18 protein-coding genes are annotated in these 18,291 nt (G+C 69.5%); 4 read left to right on the plus strand and 14 right to left on the minus strand.

The annotated features are described in order from the left end of the window. Positions 1-57: 57 nt before the first annotated feature. The 14 genes from ACQW02_RS21255 to ACQW02_RS21320 all read right to left on the minus strand — a co-directional run bounded on the left by ACQW02_RS21255 (position 58) and on the right by ACQW02_RS21320 (position 14,546). Positions 58-1,308, minus strand: coding sequence for a M16 family metallopeptidase (locus ACQW02_RS21255; RefSeq protein WP_431281903.1), 1,251 nt, complete (start codon positions 1,306-1,308; stop codon positions 58-60). Then, a complete protein-coding gene (locus ACQW02_RS21260; RefSeq protein WP_431281904.1) occupies positions 1,305-2,705 on the minus strand; it encodes a M16 family metallopeptidase in 1,401 nt (466 codons plus the stop codon). Before ACQW02_RS21260 ends, ACQW02_RS21255 begins: the two co-directional genes overlap by 4 nt. A gap of 60 nt (positions 2,706-2,765) precedes the next feature. Then, positions 2,766-3,554 (minus strand): peptidoglycan-binding domain-containing protein, encoded by a 789-nt coding sequence (locus tag ACQW02_RS21265; protein WP_431281905.1) that lies wholly within the window; start codon positions 3,552-3,554, stop codon positions 2,766-2,768. Between the two features lie 84 nt (positions 3,555-3,638). After that, complete coding sequence (locus ACQW02_RS21270; protein WP_431281906.1) at positions 3,639-4,760, minus strand: endo-1,4-beta-xylanase; 1,122 nt, start codon at positions 4,758-4,760, stop codon at positions 3,639-3,641. Further along, on the minus strand, positions 4,757-5,620 hold the full coding sequence (locus ACQW02_RS21275) for a ferritin-like domain-containing protein (RefSeq protein ID WP_431281907.1): 864 nt from the start codon (positions 5,618-5,620) through the stop codon (positions 4,757-4,759). Before ACQW02_RS21275 ends, ACQW02_RS21270 begins: the two co-directional genes overlap by 4 nt. Before the next feature lie 145 nt (positions 5,621-5,765). After that, a complete protein-coding gene (atpC, locus tag ACQW02_RS21280) occupies positions 5,766-6,179 on the minus strand; it encodes an ATP synthase F1 subunit epsilon (RefSeq protein ID WP_431281908.1) in 414 nt (137 codons plus the stop codon). Between the two features lie 9 nt (positions 6,180-6,188). Then, positions 6,189-7,619, minus strand: coding sequence for a F0F1 ATP synthase subunit beta (gene atpD, locus ACQW02_RS21285; RefSeq protein WP_431281909.1), 1,431 nt, complete (start codon positions 7,617-7,619; stop codon positions 6,189-6,191). 16 nt (positions 7,620-7,635) lie between these two features. Next, positions 7,636-8,523 (minus strand): F0F1 ATP synthase subunit gamma, encoded by an 888-nt coding sequence (locus tag ACQW02_RS21290; RefSeq protein WP_431281910.1) that lies wholly within the window; start codon positions 8,521-8,523, stop codon positions 7,636-7,638. Positions 8,524-8,549: 26 nt separating this feature from the next. Continuing rightward, entirely contained in the window at positions 8,550-10,082 is a 1,533-nt protein-coding gene (gene atpA / locus ACQW02_RS21295; protein ID WP_431281911.1) for a F0F1 ATP synthase subunit alpha, read from the minus strand. Positions 10,083-10,084: 2 nt separating this feature from the next. Continuing rightward, positions 10,085-10,684, minus strand: coding sequence for an ATP synthase F1 subunit delta (gene atpH / locus ACQW02_RS21300; protein ID WP_431281912.1), 600 nt, complete (start codon positions 10,682-10,684; stop codon positions 10,085-10,087). 222 nt (positions 10,685-10,906) lie between these two features. After that, positions 10,907-11,302, minus strand: a complete 396-nt coding sequence (locus ACQW02_RS21305; protein WP_431281913.1) for a Zn-ribbon domain-containing OB-fold protein — start codon at positions 11,300-11,302, stop codon at positions 10,907-10,909. After that, positions 11,299-12,474: a thiolase domain-containing protein gene (locus ACQW02_RS21310; protein WP_431281914.1), complete on the minus strand. Its 1,176-nt coding sequence runs from the start codon at positions 12,472-12,474 to the stop codon at positions 11,299-11,301. Before ACQW02_RS21310 ends, ACQW02_RS21305 begins: the two co-directional genes overlap by 4 nt. A gap of 72 nt (positions 12,475-12,546) precedes the next feature. Further along, entirely contained in the window at positions 12,547-13,755 is a 1,209-nt protein-coding gene (locus tag ACQW02_RS21315) for a CaiB/BaiF CoA transferase family protein (protein WP_431281915.1), read from the minus strand. Further along, positions 13,752-14,546 carry an FAS1-like dehydratase domain-containing protein gene (locus ACQW02_RS21320; protein WP_431281916.1) on the minus strand — a complete coding sequence of 265 codons (795 nt, stop codon included), beginning with the start codon at positions 14,544-14,546 and terminating at the stop codon, positions 13,752-13,754. The genes ACQW02_RS21315 and ACQW02_RS21320 overlap by 4 nt, the downstream gene beginning before the upstream one ends. Positions 14,547-14,756: 210 nt before the next feature. Between ACQW02_RS21320 and ACQW02_RS21325 the strand changes: the two genes are divergently transcribed. The 4 genes from ACQW02_RS21325 (at position 14,757) to ACQW02_RS21340 (ending at position 18,290) form a co-directional block, all read left to right on the plus strand. Beyond that, on the plus strand, positions 14,757-15,101 hold the full coding sequence (locus tag ACQW02_RS21325; RefSeq protein ID WP_431281917.1) for a hypothetical protein: 345 nt from the start codon (positions 14,757-14,759) through the stop codon (positions 15,099-15,101). Beyond that, a complete protein-coding gene (locus ACQW02_RS21330; protein ID WP_431281918.1) occupies positions 15,073-16,296 on the plus strand; it encodes a cupin domain-containing protein in 1,224 nt (407 codons plus the stop codon). The genes ACQW02_RS21325 and ACQW02_RS21330 overlap by 29 nt, the downstream gene beginning before the upstream one ends. A gap of 66 nt (positions 16,297-16,362) precedes the next feature. Then, a complete protein-coding gene (locus tag ACQW02_RS21335) occupies positions 16,363-17,337 on the plus strand; it encodes a Bug family tripartite tricarboxylate transporter substrate binding protein (protein WP_431281919.1) in 975 nt (324 codons plus the stop codon). Beyond that, complete coding sequence (locus tag ACQW02_RS21340; RefSeq protein ID WP_431281920.1) at positions 17,334-18,290, plus strand: Bug family tripartite tricarboxylate transporter substrate binding protein; 957 nt, start codon at positions 17,334-17,336, stop codon at positions 18,288-18,290. Before ACQW02_RS21335 ends, ACQW02_RS21340 begins: the two co-directional genes overlap by 4 nt. Position 18,291: the final 1 nt, after the last annotated feature.

The raw sequence follows: 18,291 nt of genomic DNA on the forward strand, positions 1-18,291 counted from the left end.
ATCTCCCTAAGGGTCGATACCCTATAGGAAAATCGTGGCGCGGATACGGCGGGAAGGCTACAGCCCGATCGGTTCGCCCGCCACCATGACCGACAAGGCGGCCGGCCGCAGCAGCCGCGCCGCCACCGCGGCGGTGCCGGGCTGCGTCAGGGCGGCCAGACGCGCCGGGCGCTGCGCCAGCCAGTCAAGCGGCCGGTTGTTGCGCCGTAGCGCCAGAAGATTGCCCGCGATCCGCCGCGTATCGGTGAATTGCAGCGGTGCATTGCCGGTCAGGAAGGCGACGGCATCGGCCAATTCCTCGGCCGTCGGGCCGGTCTGGGCCATGCGCGCCCATTCCTCGCGCACCAGGCCCAGGGTTTCGGCCATGCGGGCGTTTTCGGTGGCGACCGTGCCGATCACGATGCCCTGGCCGAACAGCGTGTCGAAGCCGGTCGAAATGCCGTAGGTCAGGCCACGCTGCGTTCGCACGCTGTCCATGAGGCGGGAGGAGAAGCCGCCACCGCCCAGCACGCGCAGCACGACCTGGGCCGCTTCCCAATCGGGGTCGGCGACCGACAGGCCGGTCTGGGCAAAAATCGCCAGGGATTGCGGGGCGGCGATCGGCACCACGCTGGTGCCGAAATCGACCATCGCGGGCAGCGGCGGCACGGCGGGCGGTGCTTCCGCCGGCAGGGTTGCGAAGAGCACCGGCATCAGCTCCGCCAGCGCCGCCGGGGTGATCGCCCCGGCCGCCGCGATCAGCAGCCCGCCCTGGCGCAACTGGCGCGCCAGCGCCGCGCGCAGCATGTCGGTGGTCATCGCCGGCAGGCTTTCGGCGGTGCCGCCGGTCGGGCGGGCCGCCGGGTGCGTCGGGAAAGCCGCCGGCCAAAAAGCGCGCCCCGCCCGGCCGCGCGGGGTTTCCTGCGCCGCCCGCAGGCTGGCCAGCGCCCGGGCGCGCGCGCGGTCGAAGGGATTGGCATCCAGGCGCGGTGCGGTCATGGCCAGGCGGGCCAGTCGCACCGCCTCCGGCAGCGCATCGGCCAGGCAGCGGAAGCCGCCATCGGCCTCATCCCGGCTGGCGCTGAAGGTCAGGGAAATGGCGTTGTCGCGCAGCGCCTCGGCGAAAGCGGTTTCCGACAGGTCGCCAGCGCCGGAGGTCAGCAACCCCATGGCCAGCGCCGCCGCCCCTTCCTGCCCGACGGGGTCCAGCGCCGCGCCGCCGGTCCAGGACCAGGTGAGCGAGACGACGGGGACGCTGTGATCCTCGGTCAGCCAGGCGGACAGGCCGCCGGCGGTGACCACCTGGATCGGCAGGGTGAAGCCGGTCATGCCGGGACCTCCGCGCCCTCGGGCAAGAGCCAGCCGGTGGCCTGCACCTGGGTGCCGCCGAGGACTGCGCGCGCGGCCGCGCTGACCTGCGTGGCCGTGACCGCGGCGATATGGGCGGGCCAGTATTCCACCGTGTCGAGCGACAGCCCGATCGACAGCGCCTGGCCGATCATGCGCGGGGCGGCCCCCAGCCCATCCAAGGTCAGCAGCGCACCGGCCGTCATCTGGCGGGTGCTGCGGGCGACCTCCGCCTCGGTCACGCCATCGGCCAGCAGGCTGGCGATGGCGGCGCGCAAGGCGGCTTCGACCCGCGCGGGGGCCACGCCCCGGCGGGGCGCGGCATAGATGCTGAAATCCGAGACGCCCATCGCATCGGCATCCATCGAGGCACCGACCGACAGGGCCAGCCCTTCCTGCACCAGCGCCCGATGCAGCCGCGATCCGGGGCCGCTGCCCAGGACATGGGCCAGGACCTCCAGCGGCAGCGCCTGGGCAGTGTCGCCCCAGGTCAGCGACGGTGCGGCCCAGGCCATGACGAAGCTGGCTTCCTCCACCCGGTCGTGGCGGACCAGGCGGGGGGTATGGGCGGCGGCGGGCGGGCCGGCGCGGTGGCGCGGGGTGAAGGGGCGGGCCGGGACCGCGCCGAATTCCTGTTCGGCGATGCGGCGGAACTCCGCCTCCGGCACGGCGCCCGCGACGACCAGCACGCAATTGGCCGGGGCGTAGTGGGTCGCGAAGAAGGCCGCCAGGGCGTCCCGGTCGATGCGGCGGATTTCGTCCGGCCAGCCGATGATCGGGCGCCCGGCCCAATGCTGCGGCCCCCACATCGCGGCGGCAAACTCTTCCTGGAAGCGGGCGCGGGGGGAGACGTCGGTGCGCTGGCGCCGTTCCTCGATCACCACCAGGCGCTCGGGGTCCACTTCGCTTTCCGGGATGACCGGCGCGGTCAGCCGGTCGGATTCCAGCATCGCGATCAGCGGCAGGCGGGTCGCCTCGACCTGCGCGTAATAGGCGGTGACGTCGCGGGAGGTGAAGGCGTTGTCGCTGCCACCCTCACGCGCGATTTTCCGGGAGAAGGCACCGGATTCGACGCGCGGGCTGCCCTTGAACATCATGTGTTCGAGGAAGTGGGCGGTGCCGGACAGGCCCGAGGGATCCTCCCCACCGCCAGCGGCGACGAAGAGGTATTGCGCCACGACCGGCGCGCGGCGCTGTTCGACATGCGCGACCCGCAACCCGTTCGGCAGCGACCACAGGCTGGCCCCGAACAGCGGGCGGCCACGATTGGCCGTCGTGGGCGCCGGTTGCGCGATGGCGGGGCTGGTCAGGCCAGGCGGGGCCAGCACCACGGGGGCGATGGCGGCGGCAAGGGTGGCGCGTCGGGTGATGTCGGGCATGTTCCGGAGAATGGGGGTCGCCGCCCGCCGCGCCAATGGGCGAAACGGTTGCAGAGAGTTTCAGGCACGCCGCCGCGTGGCCCCCATCCAGCCCTGCACCCGCTGCCCCCAGGCGACGCGGGAGCGCCGGCCCGGATAGCATTGCCGCACAGGGCCTTCGAAGTTGAAGACCTTGTAGCCCTCGTCCTGCGAATACTGCACCTGGATGCCGGCCTCGGCCGGGCGGTCGGCGGCATCGGCGATGCCTTCCAGCAGGGCCGTGCCCTGGGCGCCCTCACCCACCGAACAGCCCATCAGGTCGACGCAGCCGAAGGGGGCCAGCACATCGTTCAGCCGTTCGAACTGCGCCCGCATGGCGGGGAAATGCTGCACCGAAATGCCCGACAGATGGCCCATGTTGCCGGCATCATGGCCCGAGGCGACGTTCTGGATCCCCGGCCCGCCATGCGAGTAGAAGCGCACCATCGCGATCCCGCCGCTGCCGCCGGCGCGGTTGCAGACCTCGTCCATCGCCTGCATCACGGCATTGCTCATGCCATGCATGATGATCGGGTCGCCGCCCGCGCGCGTCAGGCCGGAACAGACGCGCTGGCGCTGGGCCGCATCCTCCGCATCCACCACGTTGATGATGCGATAGCCGCTGAGGCGTTCCATCGCGGCCCAGGTGGCGAGCCCGACGGTGCCATCGGCGGCGATCCCGCCGCCGGCCCGCCCCTGGAACGCGGCGACGGCCGCGGCGGTGCCGGGGCCATAGGCGCCATCGATGCTGATGGGGCTGCCCATCGACCGAAGAATGCCCTGGATCATGATGACGCGCGGGCCACGGTCACCGCGTTTGACGAGCAACATGCCGGTTCCCCCGAAGGTTCAAAGACCAGCGAAGGTTAATCCCAGGTGCGGGAGACCGGACCGCACATCTGCGTGTCTCGGGTGCTACACTTGTCCGCCCATGACCCGGGCCATGGCGCGCCACATCGGCTTGCGCTGGGCGTTCCAGTCGAGCGGCAGGCCGCGATGGAACAGCCCATCCCGCCGGGCGACGCCCGGGGTGGTCACCAGCCAGGAATAGCGGTCGATCAACCCCCAGGTCAGCACCGTCCGCACCCCGCCTTCGATCGCGGCGCCCAGGAAATTGCCGACCCAGGCCGCGACGGCGGCATCGCGGGCCGGATAGCCATTGGCCACCCGGTCGGGTTCGCGCACGTCCAGTTCGGTGATCAGCACCGCCAGCCCCATCGCCCGCAGGTTGCGTACGAAGGCAGTGAACTTGGGGGCGCTGAAGGCGTTGCGCATCTGCAGGTGCGCCTGGATGCCGACCGCATCCAGCGGCACGTTCTGGTCCTGCAAATGGCGGCACAGGGCCAGCAGCCAGCCGCGCTTGATCTCGGCGGCGGGGGTGTCTTCCTCGACCCCGTAGTCGTTCAACACCAGCCGCAAGGTCGGATCGCGTTCCCGCGCCAGGCGGAAGGCCATGCCGATGTAGTCGGGGCCGAGGGCGGCAAGCCAGGGCGTCGGCCGCAAGGGGCCAGAGGGGCTGGGATTGTCGCTGCCGGGCGGATTGGCCACGGCTTCGTTCACCACGTCCCAGTCGCGGATTCGCGGGCGGGTGCGGGCCAGCACCGTGTCGAAATGCGCCTGCATGATGCCGCGGGCGCGGGCGGGGCCTTCGGCCAGCGCGGGCGGCACCCAGGCCGGCAGAGCTTCATGCCAGATCAGCGCATGGCCGCGCACCGGGATGCTACGCGCCTGCGCCCAGTTCAGGATGACGTCGAGCGGCGCGAAATCGAAGCGGCCTTCCTGCGGTTGCAGGGCGGCGAACTTGGCCTCGTATTCGGGGACCAGCAGCCCGGCCTCGATCGCCACGGCCTGGGCATAGGTGGGGTTGGACTGGAGCAGATTGCCCAGCACAGCGCAGCCATAGGAAAACCCGTGCTGGCGGGCGATGGCGCCGAGGCCGGTGCCCGGTTGGGCCGCCGCGGCACGCGACAGGATTGCGGCGAGGGCCGCGCCGCCCAAGACGCGCCGGCCGGTGTATCCGTCTGGGCCGGCCGTCACGCGGCCCGGGCCAGCGGGGCCGCCGTGGTGTCGTTCGCTTCCCGGGCCAGGGTCTGGCGGTAGCGTTCGCGCCGCCATTGCATCAAGCGCCAGGCGCCGCGGGCCGCCAGGTCCGACATGCGTCCGCGCGGGTCGAGCCCGACGGATTTGAACACCATCGCCATGCCGCGCTGGATGTGGTGGTAGCGATAGGCCTGCATGGCCGTCCCCATATAGGCCGCGATGCAACGGGCGTGGCTGTAGGGGACGGATTCATCCTCGTTGCCGCAATGATAGGCGAAGGCGAGTTCGTCATCCTCGCTTTCGCCGATCCGGCCCGCCGCGACCCGCAGCCGCTTGGCGAAGGACAGGTTTTCGCGCGCCAGGTAGCGCTTCATGTGGTCGTAGAACAGCTTGAAATGGCGATACTCATCGGCCGCGATCAGGCGGCAGACTTCCTTCAGCACCGGCTCCGTCGTCTGTTCGCCGAGCGCGGTGTAGTAGGAGGAGGTGCCGGTTTCGACCATGCAGCGGGCAATCAACTCGCCCGTGCGGGAGCCGCGGATCGAGGCATCGGCGGTGGTATTGACGTGGTAGCCGGCGCGGTACCGCGCGAAGGCCGCGGCGAAATCCCAACCCGGATCGGCCAGCATGGCCCAGGCGCCCAGGGCATCGCCGTGCTGCTCTTCCTCGACCGCCCAATGATCGGCGGCGGCGCGGAAGGCGGGGTCGTCGTGAAACACGCCGCCCAGGTAGAGCGCGTAATCGGCACCGTTCTTTTCGACCATGGCGGCGGCCTTGACCAGCGGCACCAACGCCGGGTCCACGGCGGTGGGGTCGAACTGATCCCAGGCCACCTGATCCAACGTCCAGTGCTTCATGCCGAATCTCCCGCCAGTGTCGAGATCAGCGCCACTGCCTGACCATAGTGCCGGGTCAGCTTTTGGCCCAGCCCCGTATCTTCGCGATCCGGGGTATCGTTTCAAGCGGTTGTGTCAGAAAAGTGACATGCGGCCGCAAGAAGGTTCAGGCGGCTTCCGCGACGGCGGCCATGGCGCGGGCGGCGAGGAGCTGCTCCATCGCGGCCTCCCGCGCCTCCGGCGTGCCGGTGAGGCCAAGTTCGTTGTAGGCCTTGTCGGCGGCGGCGATCCGGGCTTCGGCCTCGGCCTTCGACAGGCGGGCCGGTGGGGTCGCCTCATCGGCCAGGATGGTCAGGCGTTCCGGCGTGACCTCGGCGAAGCCGCCGGGGACGAAGAGGACCTCCGTCACCTGGCCGCCCTCGGTGACCCGGATGAGGCCGGCGGCCAGCTTCACGATCATCGGCGCGTGGCCTGGAAGGACGCCCATCTCCCCCTCGGCCGCAGGGATGACGACCATCTCCGCCGGCCGCGACAGCAGCAGGCGTTCCGGCGAGACGAGTTCGAGCTCGAAGGTGGCCATGATACCCCCTTACGCGACCGCTTTGAGCGATTCGGCCTTCTTCACCGCGTCTTCGATCGTGCCGACCATGTAGAAGGCGGCTTCCGGCAGGTGGTCGTATTCGCCGGCGCAGATCGCGGCGAAGGAACGCACGGTGTCTTCGATCTTCACGAAGACGCCCGGGGTGCCGGTGAAGACTTCCGCGACGTGGAAGGGCTGCGACAGGAAGCGCTGGATCTTGCGCGCGCGGGCGACGACCAGTTTGTCTTCTTCCGACAGCTCGTCCATGCCCAGGATGGCAATGATGTCCTGCAGCGACTTGTAGGTCTGCAGGATGCGCTGCACTTCGCGCGCCGTGCTGTAGTGCTCTTCACCGACCACGCGGGGGTCGAGCCCGCGGGAGGTGCTGTCCAGCGGGTCCACCGCCGGGAAGATCGCCATTTCGGCGATCGAGCGCGACAGCACCGTCGTCGCGTCCAAGTGCGCGAAGGAGGTGGCGGGCGCCGGGTCGGTCAAGTCGTCGGCCGGCACGTAGATGGCCTGGACCGAGGTGATCGACCCCTTCTTGGTGGAGGTGATGCGTTCCTGCAGCGCGCCCATGTCGGTCGACAGGGTCGGCTGATAGCCCACCGCCGAAGGAATACGGCCCAGCAGCGCCGAGACTTCCGCGCCCGCCTGGGTGAAGCGGAAGATGTTGTCGATGAAGAACAACACGTCCTGGCCCTGCTCGTCGCGGAAGTATTCGGCCATCGACAGGCCGGACAGCGCGACGCGCGCGCGGGCGCCCGGCGGCTCGTTCATCTGGCCATAGACCAGGGCGACCTTGGAGCCTTCGGTATTGCCGTCGCCGAGCTTGATGACGCCGGCATCGATCATTTCATGGTAAAGGTCGTTGCCTTCGCGGGTCCGCTCGCCGACGCCGGCAAAAACCGACACGCCGCCGTGGCCCTTGGCGATGTTGTTGATCAGTTCCTGGATGGTCACGGTCTTGCCGACGCCGGCGCCGCCGAACAGGCCGATCTTGCCGCCCTTGAGGTAGGGCGCCAGCAGGTCGACGACCTTGATGCCGGTGACCAGGATTTCCGCGCTGGTCGCCTGTTCGTCGAAGGACGGGGCCGAGCGGTGGATGGTGTATTCCATGTCGTGCGGCACGGGGCCGCGCTCGTCGATCGGCTCACCGATGACGTTCATGATGCGGCCGAGCGTGCCCGGGCCGACCGGCACGGCGATGCCCTTGCCGGTGTCCACGACTTCATTGCCGCGCACCAGGCCTTCGGTCGTGTCCATCGAGATGCAGCGGACGGTGTGTTCGCCCAGGTGCTGCGCGACTTCCAGCACCAAGGTGCCGCCGCCGGCCATCGGCGTGGTCAGCGCGTTCAGGATCGACGGCAGTTCGCCGCTGAACTGCACGTCCACCACCGGGCCCAGGATCTGCGTGATCTTGCCAACATTGTTCTTCATGGGAACAGATCCTTGTCTAGAGGGCTTCAGCACCGGAGATGATCTCGATCAGCTCCCGGGTGATGTTGGCCTGTCGCGTGCGGTTGTAGTTCAGGGTGAGCTTGTTGATCATCTCACCGGCATTGCGTGTCGCGCTGTCCATCGCCGACATCCGGGCACCATGTTCGCCGGCCGCACTTTCGAGCAGCGCGCGGAAAATCTGGATCGCCAGGTTCTTGGGCAGCAAGGCGGCCAGGATGTCTTCCTCGGCCGGCTCGTAGTCGTAGAGCGCGGGGACCGTGCCGGGCTCGACCTCGGCCGTGTCCTCGGGGATCGCCGAGGGGATCAGCGCCTGTTCCGTCGGAATCTGGCTCATGACGTTGCGGAAGCGGTTGTAGACCAGGGTGCAGACGTCGAACTCGCCGGCTTCCAGCATCGCGGTCACCCGGGCCGCGACCTCGGCCGCCTGCTCGTAGCCGATGCGCTTGACGCCGGCGTAGGTGATCTCGCCCACCATGCGGGAGGCGAATTCGCGCTTGAGGAAGGTCGCGCCCTTGCGGCCGATCGACAGGATCTTGACCGTCTTGCCTTCGGACTCAAGCTCCCGCACCCGGGCGCGGGCGAAGCGGCCGACGTTGGTGTTGAACGGGCCGGCCAGGCCGCGATCGGCCGTCACCACCACCAGGAGGTGGACCTTGTCCGAACCGGTGCCGACCAGCAGCGGCGGGGCGCCGGGGGCGCCCGCGACCGCCTGGCCCAGGCGGCCGAGGATGCCCGCCATGCGCTCGGCATAGGGGCGGGCGGCTTCGGCTGCCAACTGGGCGCGGCGCAGCTTGGCCGCCGCCACCATCTTCATGGCCTGCGTAATCTTGCGCGTGGATTTCACGCTGTTGATCCGCAGCCGCAGGCTTTTCAGGCTCGCCATGCTGTGTCGTCCCTACCGGCCGCGTGTCAGGTGAAGGACTTGGTGAAATCGTCCAGGAAGGCGACCAGGGCGGCCTCATTGTCCTTCTTGATTTCACGCGCGTCGCGGATGCCGTCGATGATCGCCGGCGCACGGGACTTCACGGCCGCCAGCATCTGCGTCTCATAGGCGCCGATGCGGTTCAGCGGCAGCTTGTCGAGGTAGCCGCGGGTGCCGGCGAAGATCGCGAGCACCTGCTCCTCGACCGGGACCGGCTTGAACTGCGGCTGCTTCAGCAATTCCGTCAGGCGCGCGCCACGGGCCAGCAGCGCCTGGGTGGAGGCATCGAGGTCGGAGGCGAACTGCGCGAAGGCGGCCATTTCGCGGTACTGCGCGAGTTCCAGCTTAATCTTGCCGGCGACCTGCTTCATCGCCTTGATCTGGGCGGCGGAACCGACGCGCGACACCGACAGGCCGACGTTCACGGCCGGGCGGATGCCCTTGTAGAAGAGTTCGGTTTCCAAAAAGATCTGGCCATCGGTGATCGAAATCACGTTGGTCGGAATATAGGCGGAAACGTCGCCGGCCTGGGTCTCGATCACCGGCAGGGCGGTCAGCGAGCCATTGCCGAAGTCGTCGCCCATCTTTGCGGCGCGTTCCAGCAGGCGGCTGTGCAGGTAGAAGACGTCGCCCGGATAGGCTTCGCGGCCCGGCGGGCGGCGCAGCAGCAGCGACATCTGGCGATAGGCGACGGCCTGCTTGGACAAGTCGTCGTAGAAGATGACCGCGTGCATGCCGTTGTCGCGGAAGAATTCGCCCATCGCGCAGCCGCTGAACGGTGCCAGGAACTGCAAGGGCGCCGGGTCGGAAGCCGTGGCGGCGACGACGATGGAGTATTCCATCGAGCCGTTTTCTTCCAGCGTCTTGACCAACTGGGCAACCGTGGAGCGCTTCTGGCCGATGGCGACGTAGATGCAGTAGAGCTTCTTGCTCTCGTCGTCGCCGGCGTTGATACCCTTCTGGTTGATGATGGTGTCGATGATCACCGCGGTCTTGCCCGTCTGGCGGTCACCGATGATCAGCTCGCGCTGGCCACGGCCGATCGGGATCAGCGCGTCGATCGCCTTCACGCCGGTCTGCATCGGCTCATGCACCGACTTGCGCGGGATGATGCCGGGGGCCTTCACGTCCACGCGGCGGCGTTCGGTCGCCTCGATCGGGCCCTTGCCATCGATCGGGTTGCCCAGGCCATCGACCACGCGGCCCAGCAGGCCACGGCCGACGGGAACGTCCACGATCGTGCCGGTGCGGCTGACGGTGTCGCCTTCCTTCACGCCCTTGTCGTCGCCGAAGATGACGACGCCGACGTTGTCGTTTTCCAGGTTCAGGGCCATGCCCTTGATCCCGGCGCCGGGGAATTCGACCATCTCCCCGGCCATGACGTTCTGCAGCCCATAGACGCGGGCGATGCCGTCACCGACCGTCAGGACGGTCCCGACCTCGGCCACATTCGCCTCGGCGTCGAAGTTCGCAATCTGCGACTTCAGGATCTCCGAGATCTCGGCAGGACGAATGTCCATGGTCAGGCGGCCCCTTTCATCGCGTATTGCAGGCGTTGCAGCTTGCTCTTGATGCTGTTGTCATAAAGGCGGGAGCCGATCCGTACGATCAGCCCGCCCAGTATCGCGGGATCGACCTGCGCCGCGAGGCGCACGCCGGAAAAGCCCGATTCCGTCAGCCGCGCCACGAGGGCGGCGGATTGTGTTTCGCTCAGCGGCGCCGCGGTGGTGACATGCGCCACCTGCTGGCCGCGTCGGGCGGCCAGGGCCGCGCCAAAGGCCTCGGCCACCGCCGGCAGCATGGACAGGCGCCGGTTGGCGATCAGCACGCCGACCAGGTTGCGAACTTCCTGGCCGATGCCGGCCCGTTCGATCACGGCGAAGGCGGCGCGGCGCTGTTCCACCGCACCGAAGCGCGGGTCGGTGACGAAGGCGCGGAAGCCCGCGTCGTCCCGGTACAGTGCCCAAAGGCGATCCAGATCGGCGGCGATCCGGTCGGTCGCGCCGGGGTCGGTCGGGCGCAGGTCGTCGCCCAGGCCGAGCATGGCCGTGGCGTAACGATCAGCGGCGCCGCCGCTGTTGGATACCGTATCGGCAGCAATCTCAGGCGCGTCGGAGGCCACGGCGATTCCGTTCCATCTGGTCCCGAAGCCCGATGGCCCCGGATGAAATCCTGGTCATTCTGCCCTGGCGGCCGGCGGGCGGCTGCCAGGATGCCACGTGGGGGCGATCACCCCCTCGGACGGCGACCGGCGCTTAGCACGCTGCATTGCGTTGCGGCAACCGAGGGAGGCCGGGGTTTTTGCCCAAACCGCCGTTTCCGACGGTCCAGACGCGCAAAAGACTTACACCGGCGCGAACATCGGCACCGGCGCCCCGTTGTCGACCGTCGGCTTCCACACCAGCGACACCCTCTGGCCGATCTTCAGGGCGTCCATGTCGCAGTCCACGATATTCGTCAGGATCCGTGGGCCTTCGTCCAATTCGACATAGGCGATGGCATAGGGCTCGGCGACGCGCATGACGCTGTAGGAATAGATCACGCCCGTGCCCTTGCTCTCAACGAGGGTCACGTTGGGCGACAGGGTGAAGGGCGAGGAGCCGCGCGGGTAGAAGAAATGCTTCCCGGTGTCGCCGCAGAGCCCGATCAGCAGCCGGCCTTCGCGGGCGGAGTCCCAGAAGGGCTTGTTGGTCGGGTCGATGACGGGGGCCGGGATGGCGCGGTTGGATGCGGGGGTCATGCCATGCGCTCCAGGATCAGGGTGGCGCTGCCGTGGCGGGTGCCCAACAGCCCGCCGGTGCCATGCGCCAGAGCCAGGGACAGGCCGGGCACCTGCACGGCGGGATGGGCTTCTCCGCGCAATTGGCGCACGGCCTCGATGATCTTGGTCATGCCGCCGCGATTGGCCGGGTGGTTATTGCACAAGCCGCCGCCATCGGTGTTGAAGGCCAGACGGCCGACGCCGGAGATCAGGTTGCCGTCCGCGACGAACTTGCCGCCGTCGCCCTTGGCGCAGAAGCCCAGATCCTCAAGCTGCACCAGCACCGTGATGGTGAAGCTGTCGTAGATGCTGGCGTAGCGGATATCGGCCGGGGTGATGCCGGCCTCGGCAAAGGCCGCGGCGCCGGACATGCGGCCGCCGGAATAGGTGAGGTCAATGGTCCCGCCGGCCTGGTGCTTCAGCGCCTCGCCAGTGCCACGCACCGACACGACCGGGCGCTTCAGGGATTTGGCGATTTCCGGCCGGGTCACGATCAGCGCCCCGCCGCCGTCGCTGATCACGCAGCAGTCCAGTCGGTGCAGCGGGTCGGCGACCATGGGCGAGGCGACGACCTCGGCCACCGTCACGACCTTCTTCAGCATGGCGTTGGGGTTGTGTTGGGCGTGGTGGCTGGCGGCGACCTTGATCCAGGCCAATTGTTCCGAGGTCGTTCCGAATTCATACATGTGCCGCATCGCGACCAGGCCATAGGCGGCGGCGACGGTGCGGCCCATCGGAATCTCGAACGGATCATCGGGCACGTTGACGCCCCAGGAACGGGGAGCGGTGCCGGTCGCCATCGCCTCGGCCCGGGGGCGACCGGCCAGGGTGATCAGGGCCACGTTGCAGCGCCCGGCGGCGATGGCCGCGGCGGCATGGGCGACATGGGCCAGGTAGGAGGAGCCGCCGAAATCGGTGCTGTCGGCGTGGCGCAGCCGGTCCAGCCCCAGGTAGTCGACGATATTGACCGGCCCCATGCCCGGCGCGTCGCCGGCGCAGAAATACCCGTCGATGTCGTCCTTGGTCAGCCCGGCATCCTGCAGGGCGCCCCAGGCGACCTCCGCGTGCAACTGGGCGACCGACTGGTGTTCCGCCTTGCGCGTCGGGTGCTCAAAGGCCCCGACGATACAGGCCGCGTGTTTCAGGCTCATTCCAGCATCCCATTTCCCACGGCGCAGAGAATGCGCGATGGGCGGGAATGGCAACAGGGGCGGCGCGGCCGGCTAGGCCTGGCGCGCCGCGCCGCTGGCGAGCATCGCCTCGACCTCCGCGTCCGAAAGCCCCGCTTCGCGCAGCACCTCCGCGGTTTGCTCGCCCAGGCGGGGGCTGGGCAGGTGCCCCTCCCGCATGCCGCCACCGAACTGGTTTGCCGGGCGGAAGCGTTTCAGGCGGCCTTCGGTCGGGTGGTCTTCCTCGGTGAAGAAGCCGACGTCGTTCAGGTGGGGGTCATCCGGCAGGCCTTCCAAGGTGCTGCAGGGCATGGCCGGGACGTCGACGGCGGCCAGGGCTTCCAGCCATTCGGCGGTGGTTTTTTCCCGCAGGGCCTCGGCCCGCACGGCGAAATAGGCCGGCGTATTGGCGGTGCGGGCGGCGACCGAGACGAAACGCGGATCGTCGCGCAATTCCGGCCGGCCGATGGCGGCGAACAACCCGAACGCCTGGGCGTTGGTATTGGCGCTGATCGAGATGTAGCCGTCCTTGGTCGGCAGCGGCCGCGCGTCCTTGGACAGCAGGCGCGCATCGCCCGGCGGGCCGAGTGGCGGGTCGAAGCTCATCGCGCCCATGTGCTCGGCCATGACGAAGGCGGCCATGTTCTCGAACATCGGCACTTCGATCGCCTCGCCGACGCCGGTCTTTTCGCGGCGGTACAGGGCGAAGCCGATGCATTGGGCCGCGATCAGCCCGGTCGTGTGGTCGCACATCACCATCGGCACGTAGCGCGGCGTGCCGTTGGACTGGCTGAAGGCATCGGCGATGCCGGAGACGCCCTGGATCACGGTGTCATAGGCTGGGCGGTCGCAATACCGCCCGCCCTTGCCGAAGCCGAGGATGCTGCAATGGATCAGGCGCGGGTTCTTCTCCCGCAGCGACTCCCAGCCCAGGCCCAGGCGGTCCAACGCGGCGGGGCGGATGTTGGAGACGAAGACATCCGCGCCCTCGATCAGCCGCAGCATCGCCGCGCGGCCCTCGGGGCTTTTCAGGTCGAGGCAGACGGCGCGCTTGTTGCGGTTGAAGTTGATGAACTTGCCGCTCATGCCCGCATTGCGGCCGCGGCCGCCCAATTGGCGCAGCAGGTCGCCTTCGGGGGCTTCGACCTTGATCACATCGGCGCCCTGGTCGGCGAGGGACCGGGTGCAGATCGGCCCGACCACGACGCTGGTCAGGTCGATGACGCGCAGGCCCGCAAGGGGGCCGTTGTTCTGTGCCGTCATGCCGCGAACTCCGCCGATGCATCGACCGCGAGCGCGCCGGTGTCGTCGGCGGCCCAAAGCCTGATGGAGCCGGTCGTGCCATCGCCGGCCAGGGTGGCCGGCCGCCCGCAGAACAGCGGCTTCTGGTTTTTCGCGGCAAAGCTGCGCAGCGGGCCGCCGTGGCGGATCGCGGCCTCGGCCAGCAGCAGATGCGTCAGCCCGCCGTTCATCACCAGCGCGGGATAGCCTTCCTCGCCGCGCACGTAATCCGCGTCGTAGTGGATGCGGTGGCCGTTGAAGGTGATGGCCGAATAGCGGAACAGCAGCACCGGATCGGGGGTCACGACCTGCGACCAGGCGGGGTCGGCCGGGGCCATGGCGGGGCTTGCGGTGGCCGAGGCGGCACCCGGGGCGACGGCTTCGCGGTAGACGATGTCCTGGTCTTCGGAAACCAGCGCCACGCCATCGGCCGCGATCTCGTGCCGGACGGTGACAAAAACCATCGCCCCGGTGCGGCCCTGCTTTTCCGTGACCGCGTGGATGGTGCTGGTGCGTGTCGCGGTGGCGCCGACCGGCAGCGGGGCCAGCAGGCGCGTGCGACGGCCGGCGAACATGCGGCGCGGCAGCGGCACGGGCGGCAGGAAATCGCCCTTCTGGGGATGGCCGTCGGGGTCGAGCTGGGATTGCGGGGCGATGTCGGCGAAGAACATGGCGTGCCAATGCGCCGGCACCGTGTCGGGCACCGGATCGGGCGCGAGATCCAGGGTCGCACGAATGCGCCGCACGGCGGCCGCCGTGAACGTGTCGGTCACGGTTCGGCTGCGTCCGATCAAGGCCTGCAAATCGCCCATGCGGCGGGTTCCTCGGTTGTTCGGGCAGACCATGCGTCCGACGCCCGGCCTGGCGCAATCGGGGGGACGACGCTTGCACCCGGCGCGGTTTCGCGCCGAGCATGGATGGCACAGGACACGATACACGGGGGCACCTGCATGGCGGCCGACCAAGATCCGCCAAAACCATCCGTGGCCGGATCCAGGGCCGGGCGACGGTTGCTGGTGCTGGGCGCCGGCGGGCTTGCGGGCTGCGTCTCGATCCAGACGGGCGGGAGCGGCATCAACGACAATGATCCCTCCGACCGGCCCGGCCAGGGGCGGGGCAGCCGCGGTGCGGTGGCGCCGCGCGGCTATACCGGCATCTCCGACAGTGATCCCGCCGACGCGCCGGGCCAGGGGCGCGGCATCGGCTATCGCGCCGGCGGCGCCGCGTCCGATGCCGACCCCTTCGACGCCCCTGGGCGCGGCCGTGGCAATGTGCGACGCACGTCGGACAGCGATCCCGATGACCCCGCGGGCCAAGGGCGGCGCTAACGCCACGCAGAACAGTGAGCACGACGCGATGACCATGACCCTGGCGGAAGAAGCCGCCGCCCTGGCCTTCCCCGGCCTTGACGAGGACGCGATCATCGCGCTGCGCGAAGCACGCGACTGGTGCCATCTGCGCAGCCACACCAGCCCGGACCGCTTCGCGCACCTGGTCTCGATCGCCGATATCGACGCGCTGCTGCGGACCGACGCCGCGCGCGCCGGGCGCATCGCCGTCGCCGACAGCGCGCGTGAGGGTAGTGCCGCGGTGCCGGAGGAAGACTGGTCCTTCGATGACGGCCGCGTCGACCTGCCGCGGCTGTTCGATCGCTTCGACCAGGGCGGGACGCTGATCGTCAGCGAACTGCACGAACTGCATCCGCCGCTGGCGCGGTTCTGCCGGGGGCTGGAAAAACTGTTCCTGCACGGCGTGCAGTGCAACATCTACCTGACCCCGCCGGGTGCGCAGGGCTTTCGCGCGCATTTCGACACGCATGATGTGCTGGTCATGCAAGTCAGCGGCCAGAAGGACTGGCGCGTCTGGAACGGCCAGCCGGTGCCGGACCCGACGCGGCGGGTCCGCTGGGACAACCAGGTGGAGCCGATGGGCGAACCCATCGCCGTGCCGATGCGCCCGGGCGACATCCTCTACCTGCCGCGCGGGGTGATGCATGACGCGGCCACCCAGCCGGGCGGCGAGCCCAGCCTGCATGCCACGATCGGGCTGCTGGAACCCTCCTGGGCGGAGGCGCTGCGCCGCATCATCGACACGGCGGAGGAACAGGACCCCGCCTTCCGCGCCGCCGTCCCCACCTGGCGGATCGGGCAGGACGGGTTTGGCGCGGGGCTGGCCGACCTGGTCGCGCGGCTGGCCGCCCCGGGGTTGGTCGAGACCCTGGCGCTGACCTTGATCGGCCGGCTTGCGGAGGACCGGCTGCAGATGCCCGCGCGCGGGCTGATCGCCCCGCCCCCGGCGCCGGACCAGCGCCTGCGGCTGGCCGATTCCATGCACAGCGCCGTGGTGCCGCTGCCCGACGGCGGCGGCGCCCTGCGATACGGCGGCGGCAAGATCATCATGACCGAGGCGGAATTCGGCTGGCTGATGAGTTTGGAGGATGGGGCGGCCGCGGCCGACCTGCCGGGCGATGCGCTGGCGTTTCTGCAACGCCTCTTCGCGCTCGGCCTGCTCGAAGCGGTCTAGGCGCGGCCCCTTCCCCATCGCCGTCGCTGTGCCCAAACTGCGGGCATGACGACGACGGAGGCGGTGATGCGGACCCTGAGGATTGGCCGGCGCGCAGCATTTTTAGGCACCGCGGGGCTGCTGCCACTCGCCGCCCGGGCGCAGGGTGCCTGGCCGGACCGGTCGCTGCGCTGGATCGTCGGCTACCCGCCCGGTGGCGCGTCCGACACGTTCGCGCGGTTGATCGCGGCGCAGATGGCGCCGGGGCTGGGCCAGAGCGTGGTGGTGGAAAACCGTCCAGGCGGCGGCGCGGTGCTGGCGTCGGATACGGTCGCGCGCAGCCCGGCCGACGGGAACACCTGGCTGCACGTGGACAATGGCATCCTGGTCTACAACCCGGCGCTCTATGCCCGGCTGCCCTATGACCCGGACCGCGATTTTACGGGGGTCGGTTTCATCGGGCGCTTCCCGCTTTACATCGTGGTGCGGCCCGACAGCGCGATCCGGGATTTTGCCGGGCTGGTGGCGCAAGGCCGGGTACGGCCGGTGACCTATGGCACCCCGGCGGTGGCATCGCCGCATCACTTGGCGATGGAACTGGTCAAGCGGCGGTCGGGCCTGGCGGCGGAACACGTGCCCTATCGCGGTGGCCCGGCCTCGATGCAGGATTTGTTGGCCGGCCAGGTGGATTGCGTCGTGATCGACACCGCGACCGGCCTGCCCTTCATCCGCGACGGGCGGGTGCGGGCGCTGGTGGTGCTGTCGGATGCGCGCAGCCCGATGGTGCCGGATGTGCCGACCCTGAAGGAGTTGGGGCCGGATGCGGTCGCCTATGGCTGGCAGGGCATGTCAGTCCCCGCCGCGACGCCGTCCGCCATTGTTGCGCGGTTGAACGAGGGCCTGCGCGCGGCCATCGCGTCGGAGGATATCGCCCGGCGCATGCGCGACCTGGGCATCGAGGCGACACCCTGGAGCGCCGCGGAATTCAACGCTTTCGTCGGGCGCGAGAACGCGCTGTGGCGGCCGTTGATCCGCGAACTCGGCATCAGGCTGGATTCGTGAACGGCATCGGACGGCGCGCGGCGCTGGCCGGGCTGGCGCTGCCGGGTGTGGCCCTGGCCCAGACCCCCTGGCCGGACCGGACGATGCGCTGGATCGTCGGCTACCCGGCCGGTGGCGCGTCGGACCTGTTTGCCCGGTTGATCGCGGCGCAGATGGCGCCGGCGCTGGGCCAGAACGTGGTCGTGGAAAACCGCCCCGGCGGCGGCGCCGTGCTGGCATCGGATGCGGTCGCGCGAAGCCCGGCCGATGGCAATACCTGGCTGCACGTCGACAATGGCGTGTTGGTCTACAACCCGGCGCTCTATACCCGGCTGCCCTATGATCCGGACCGTGATTTGACCGGCGTCGGCTTCATCGGGCGGTTTCCGCTGTTCCTCGTCGTGCGGGCCGACAGCCCGGTCAGGGATTTCGCCGGGCTGGTGGCACAGGGCCGGGTGCGGCCGGTGACCTATGGCACCCCGGCGGTGGCATCGCCGCATCACCTGGCGATGGAACTCGTGCAGCGCCGCGCCGGGCTGGCGGCCGAGCACGTGCCCTATCGCGGGGCCGCCGCCGCGATGCAGGATCTGCGCGCGGGGCGGGTCGAGGTGCTGGTCGCCGCGACCGGCCTGCCGTTCCTGCGCGACCCGGAGCTTCGGGTGCTGGCCGTGCTGTCAGATGCGCGCAGCGCCTCGGCGCCCGAGGTGCCGACCCTGCGGGACCTGGGCATCGATGCCGTCGCCTATGGCTGGCAGGGCATGTCGGTGCCGGCCGCGACCCCGCCGGTGATCATCGCCCGGCTGAACGCGGCGATGCGCACGGCCGTCGCATCCGACGACATAACGCGCCGGATGCAGGAGATGGGTGTCGAGCCCGCGGCCTGGTCGCCGGCCGAATTCAACGCCTTCGTGGCAGCCGAGTCCGCGCTGTGGCGCCCCCTGATCCGCGATCTGGGGATCAGGCTGGACTCCTGAT

Origin of the sequence: Humitalea sp. 24SJ18S-53 (assembly GCF_050632385.1) — a bacterium.
Taxonomy (GTDB): Bacteria; Pseudomonadota; Alphaproteobacteria; order Acetobacterales; family Acetobacteraceae; genus Humitalea.

Excerpts from the sequence above, each read along its gene's own strand:
- ACQW02_RS21255 (WP_431281903.1), bottom strand. The coding sequence starts at position 1,308 with ATGACCGGCTTCACCCTGCCGATCCAGGTGGTCACCGCCGGCGGCCTG.
- ACQW02_RS21260 (WP_431281904.1), bottom strand. The coding sequence starts at position 2,705 with ATGCCCGACATCACCCGACGCGCCACCCTTGCCGCCGCCATCGCCCCC.
- ACQW02_RS21265 (WP_431281905.1), bottom strand. The coding sequence starts at position 3,554 with ATGTTGCTCGTCAAACGCGGTGACCGTGGCCCGCGCGTCATCATGATC.
- ACQW02_RS21275 (WP_431281907.1), bottom strand. The coding sequence starts at position 5,620 with ATGAAGCACTGGACGTTGGATCAGGTGGCCTGGGATCAGTTCGACCCC.
- atpC (WP_431281908.1), bottom strand. The coding sequence starts at position 6,179 with ATGGCCACCTTCGAGCTCGAACTCGTCTCGCCGGAACGCCTGCTGCTG.
- atpD (WP_431281909.1), bottom strand. The coding sequence starts at position 7,619 with ATGAAGAACAATGTTGGCAAGATCACGCAGATCCTGGGCCCGGTGGTG.
- ACQW02_RS21290 (WP_431281910.1), bottom strand. The coding sequence starts at position 8,523 with ATGGCGAGCCTGAAAAGCCTGCGGCTGCGGATCAACAGCGTGAAATCC.
- atpA (WP_431281911.1), bottom strand. The coding sequence starts at position 10,082 with ATGGACATTCGTCCTGCCGAGATCTCGGAGATCCTGAAGTCGCAGATT.
- ACQW02_RS21305 (WP_431281913.1), bottom strand. The coding sequence starts at position 11,302 with ATGACCCCCGCATCCAACCGCGCCATCCCGGCCCCCGTCATCGACCCG.
- ACQW02_RS21310 (WP_431281914.1), bottom strand. The coding sequence starts at position 12,474 with ATGAGCCTGAAACACGCGGCCTGTATCGTCGGGGCCTTTGAGCACCCG.
- ACQW02_RS21315 (WP_431281915.1), bottom strand. The coding sequence starts at position 13,755 with ATGACGGCACAGAACAACGGCCCCCTTGCGGGCCTGCGCGTCATCGAC.
- ACQW02_RS21330 (WP_431281918.1), top strand. The coding sequence starts at position 15,073 with ATGACCCCGCGGGCCAAGGGCGGCGCTAACGCCACGCAGAACAGTGAG.
- ACQW02_RS21335 (WP_431281919.1), top strand. The coding sequence starts at position 16,363 with ATGCGGACCCTGAGGATTGGCCGGCGCGCAGCATTTTTAGGCACCGCG.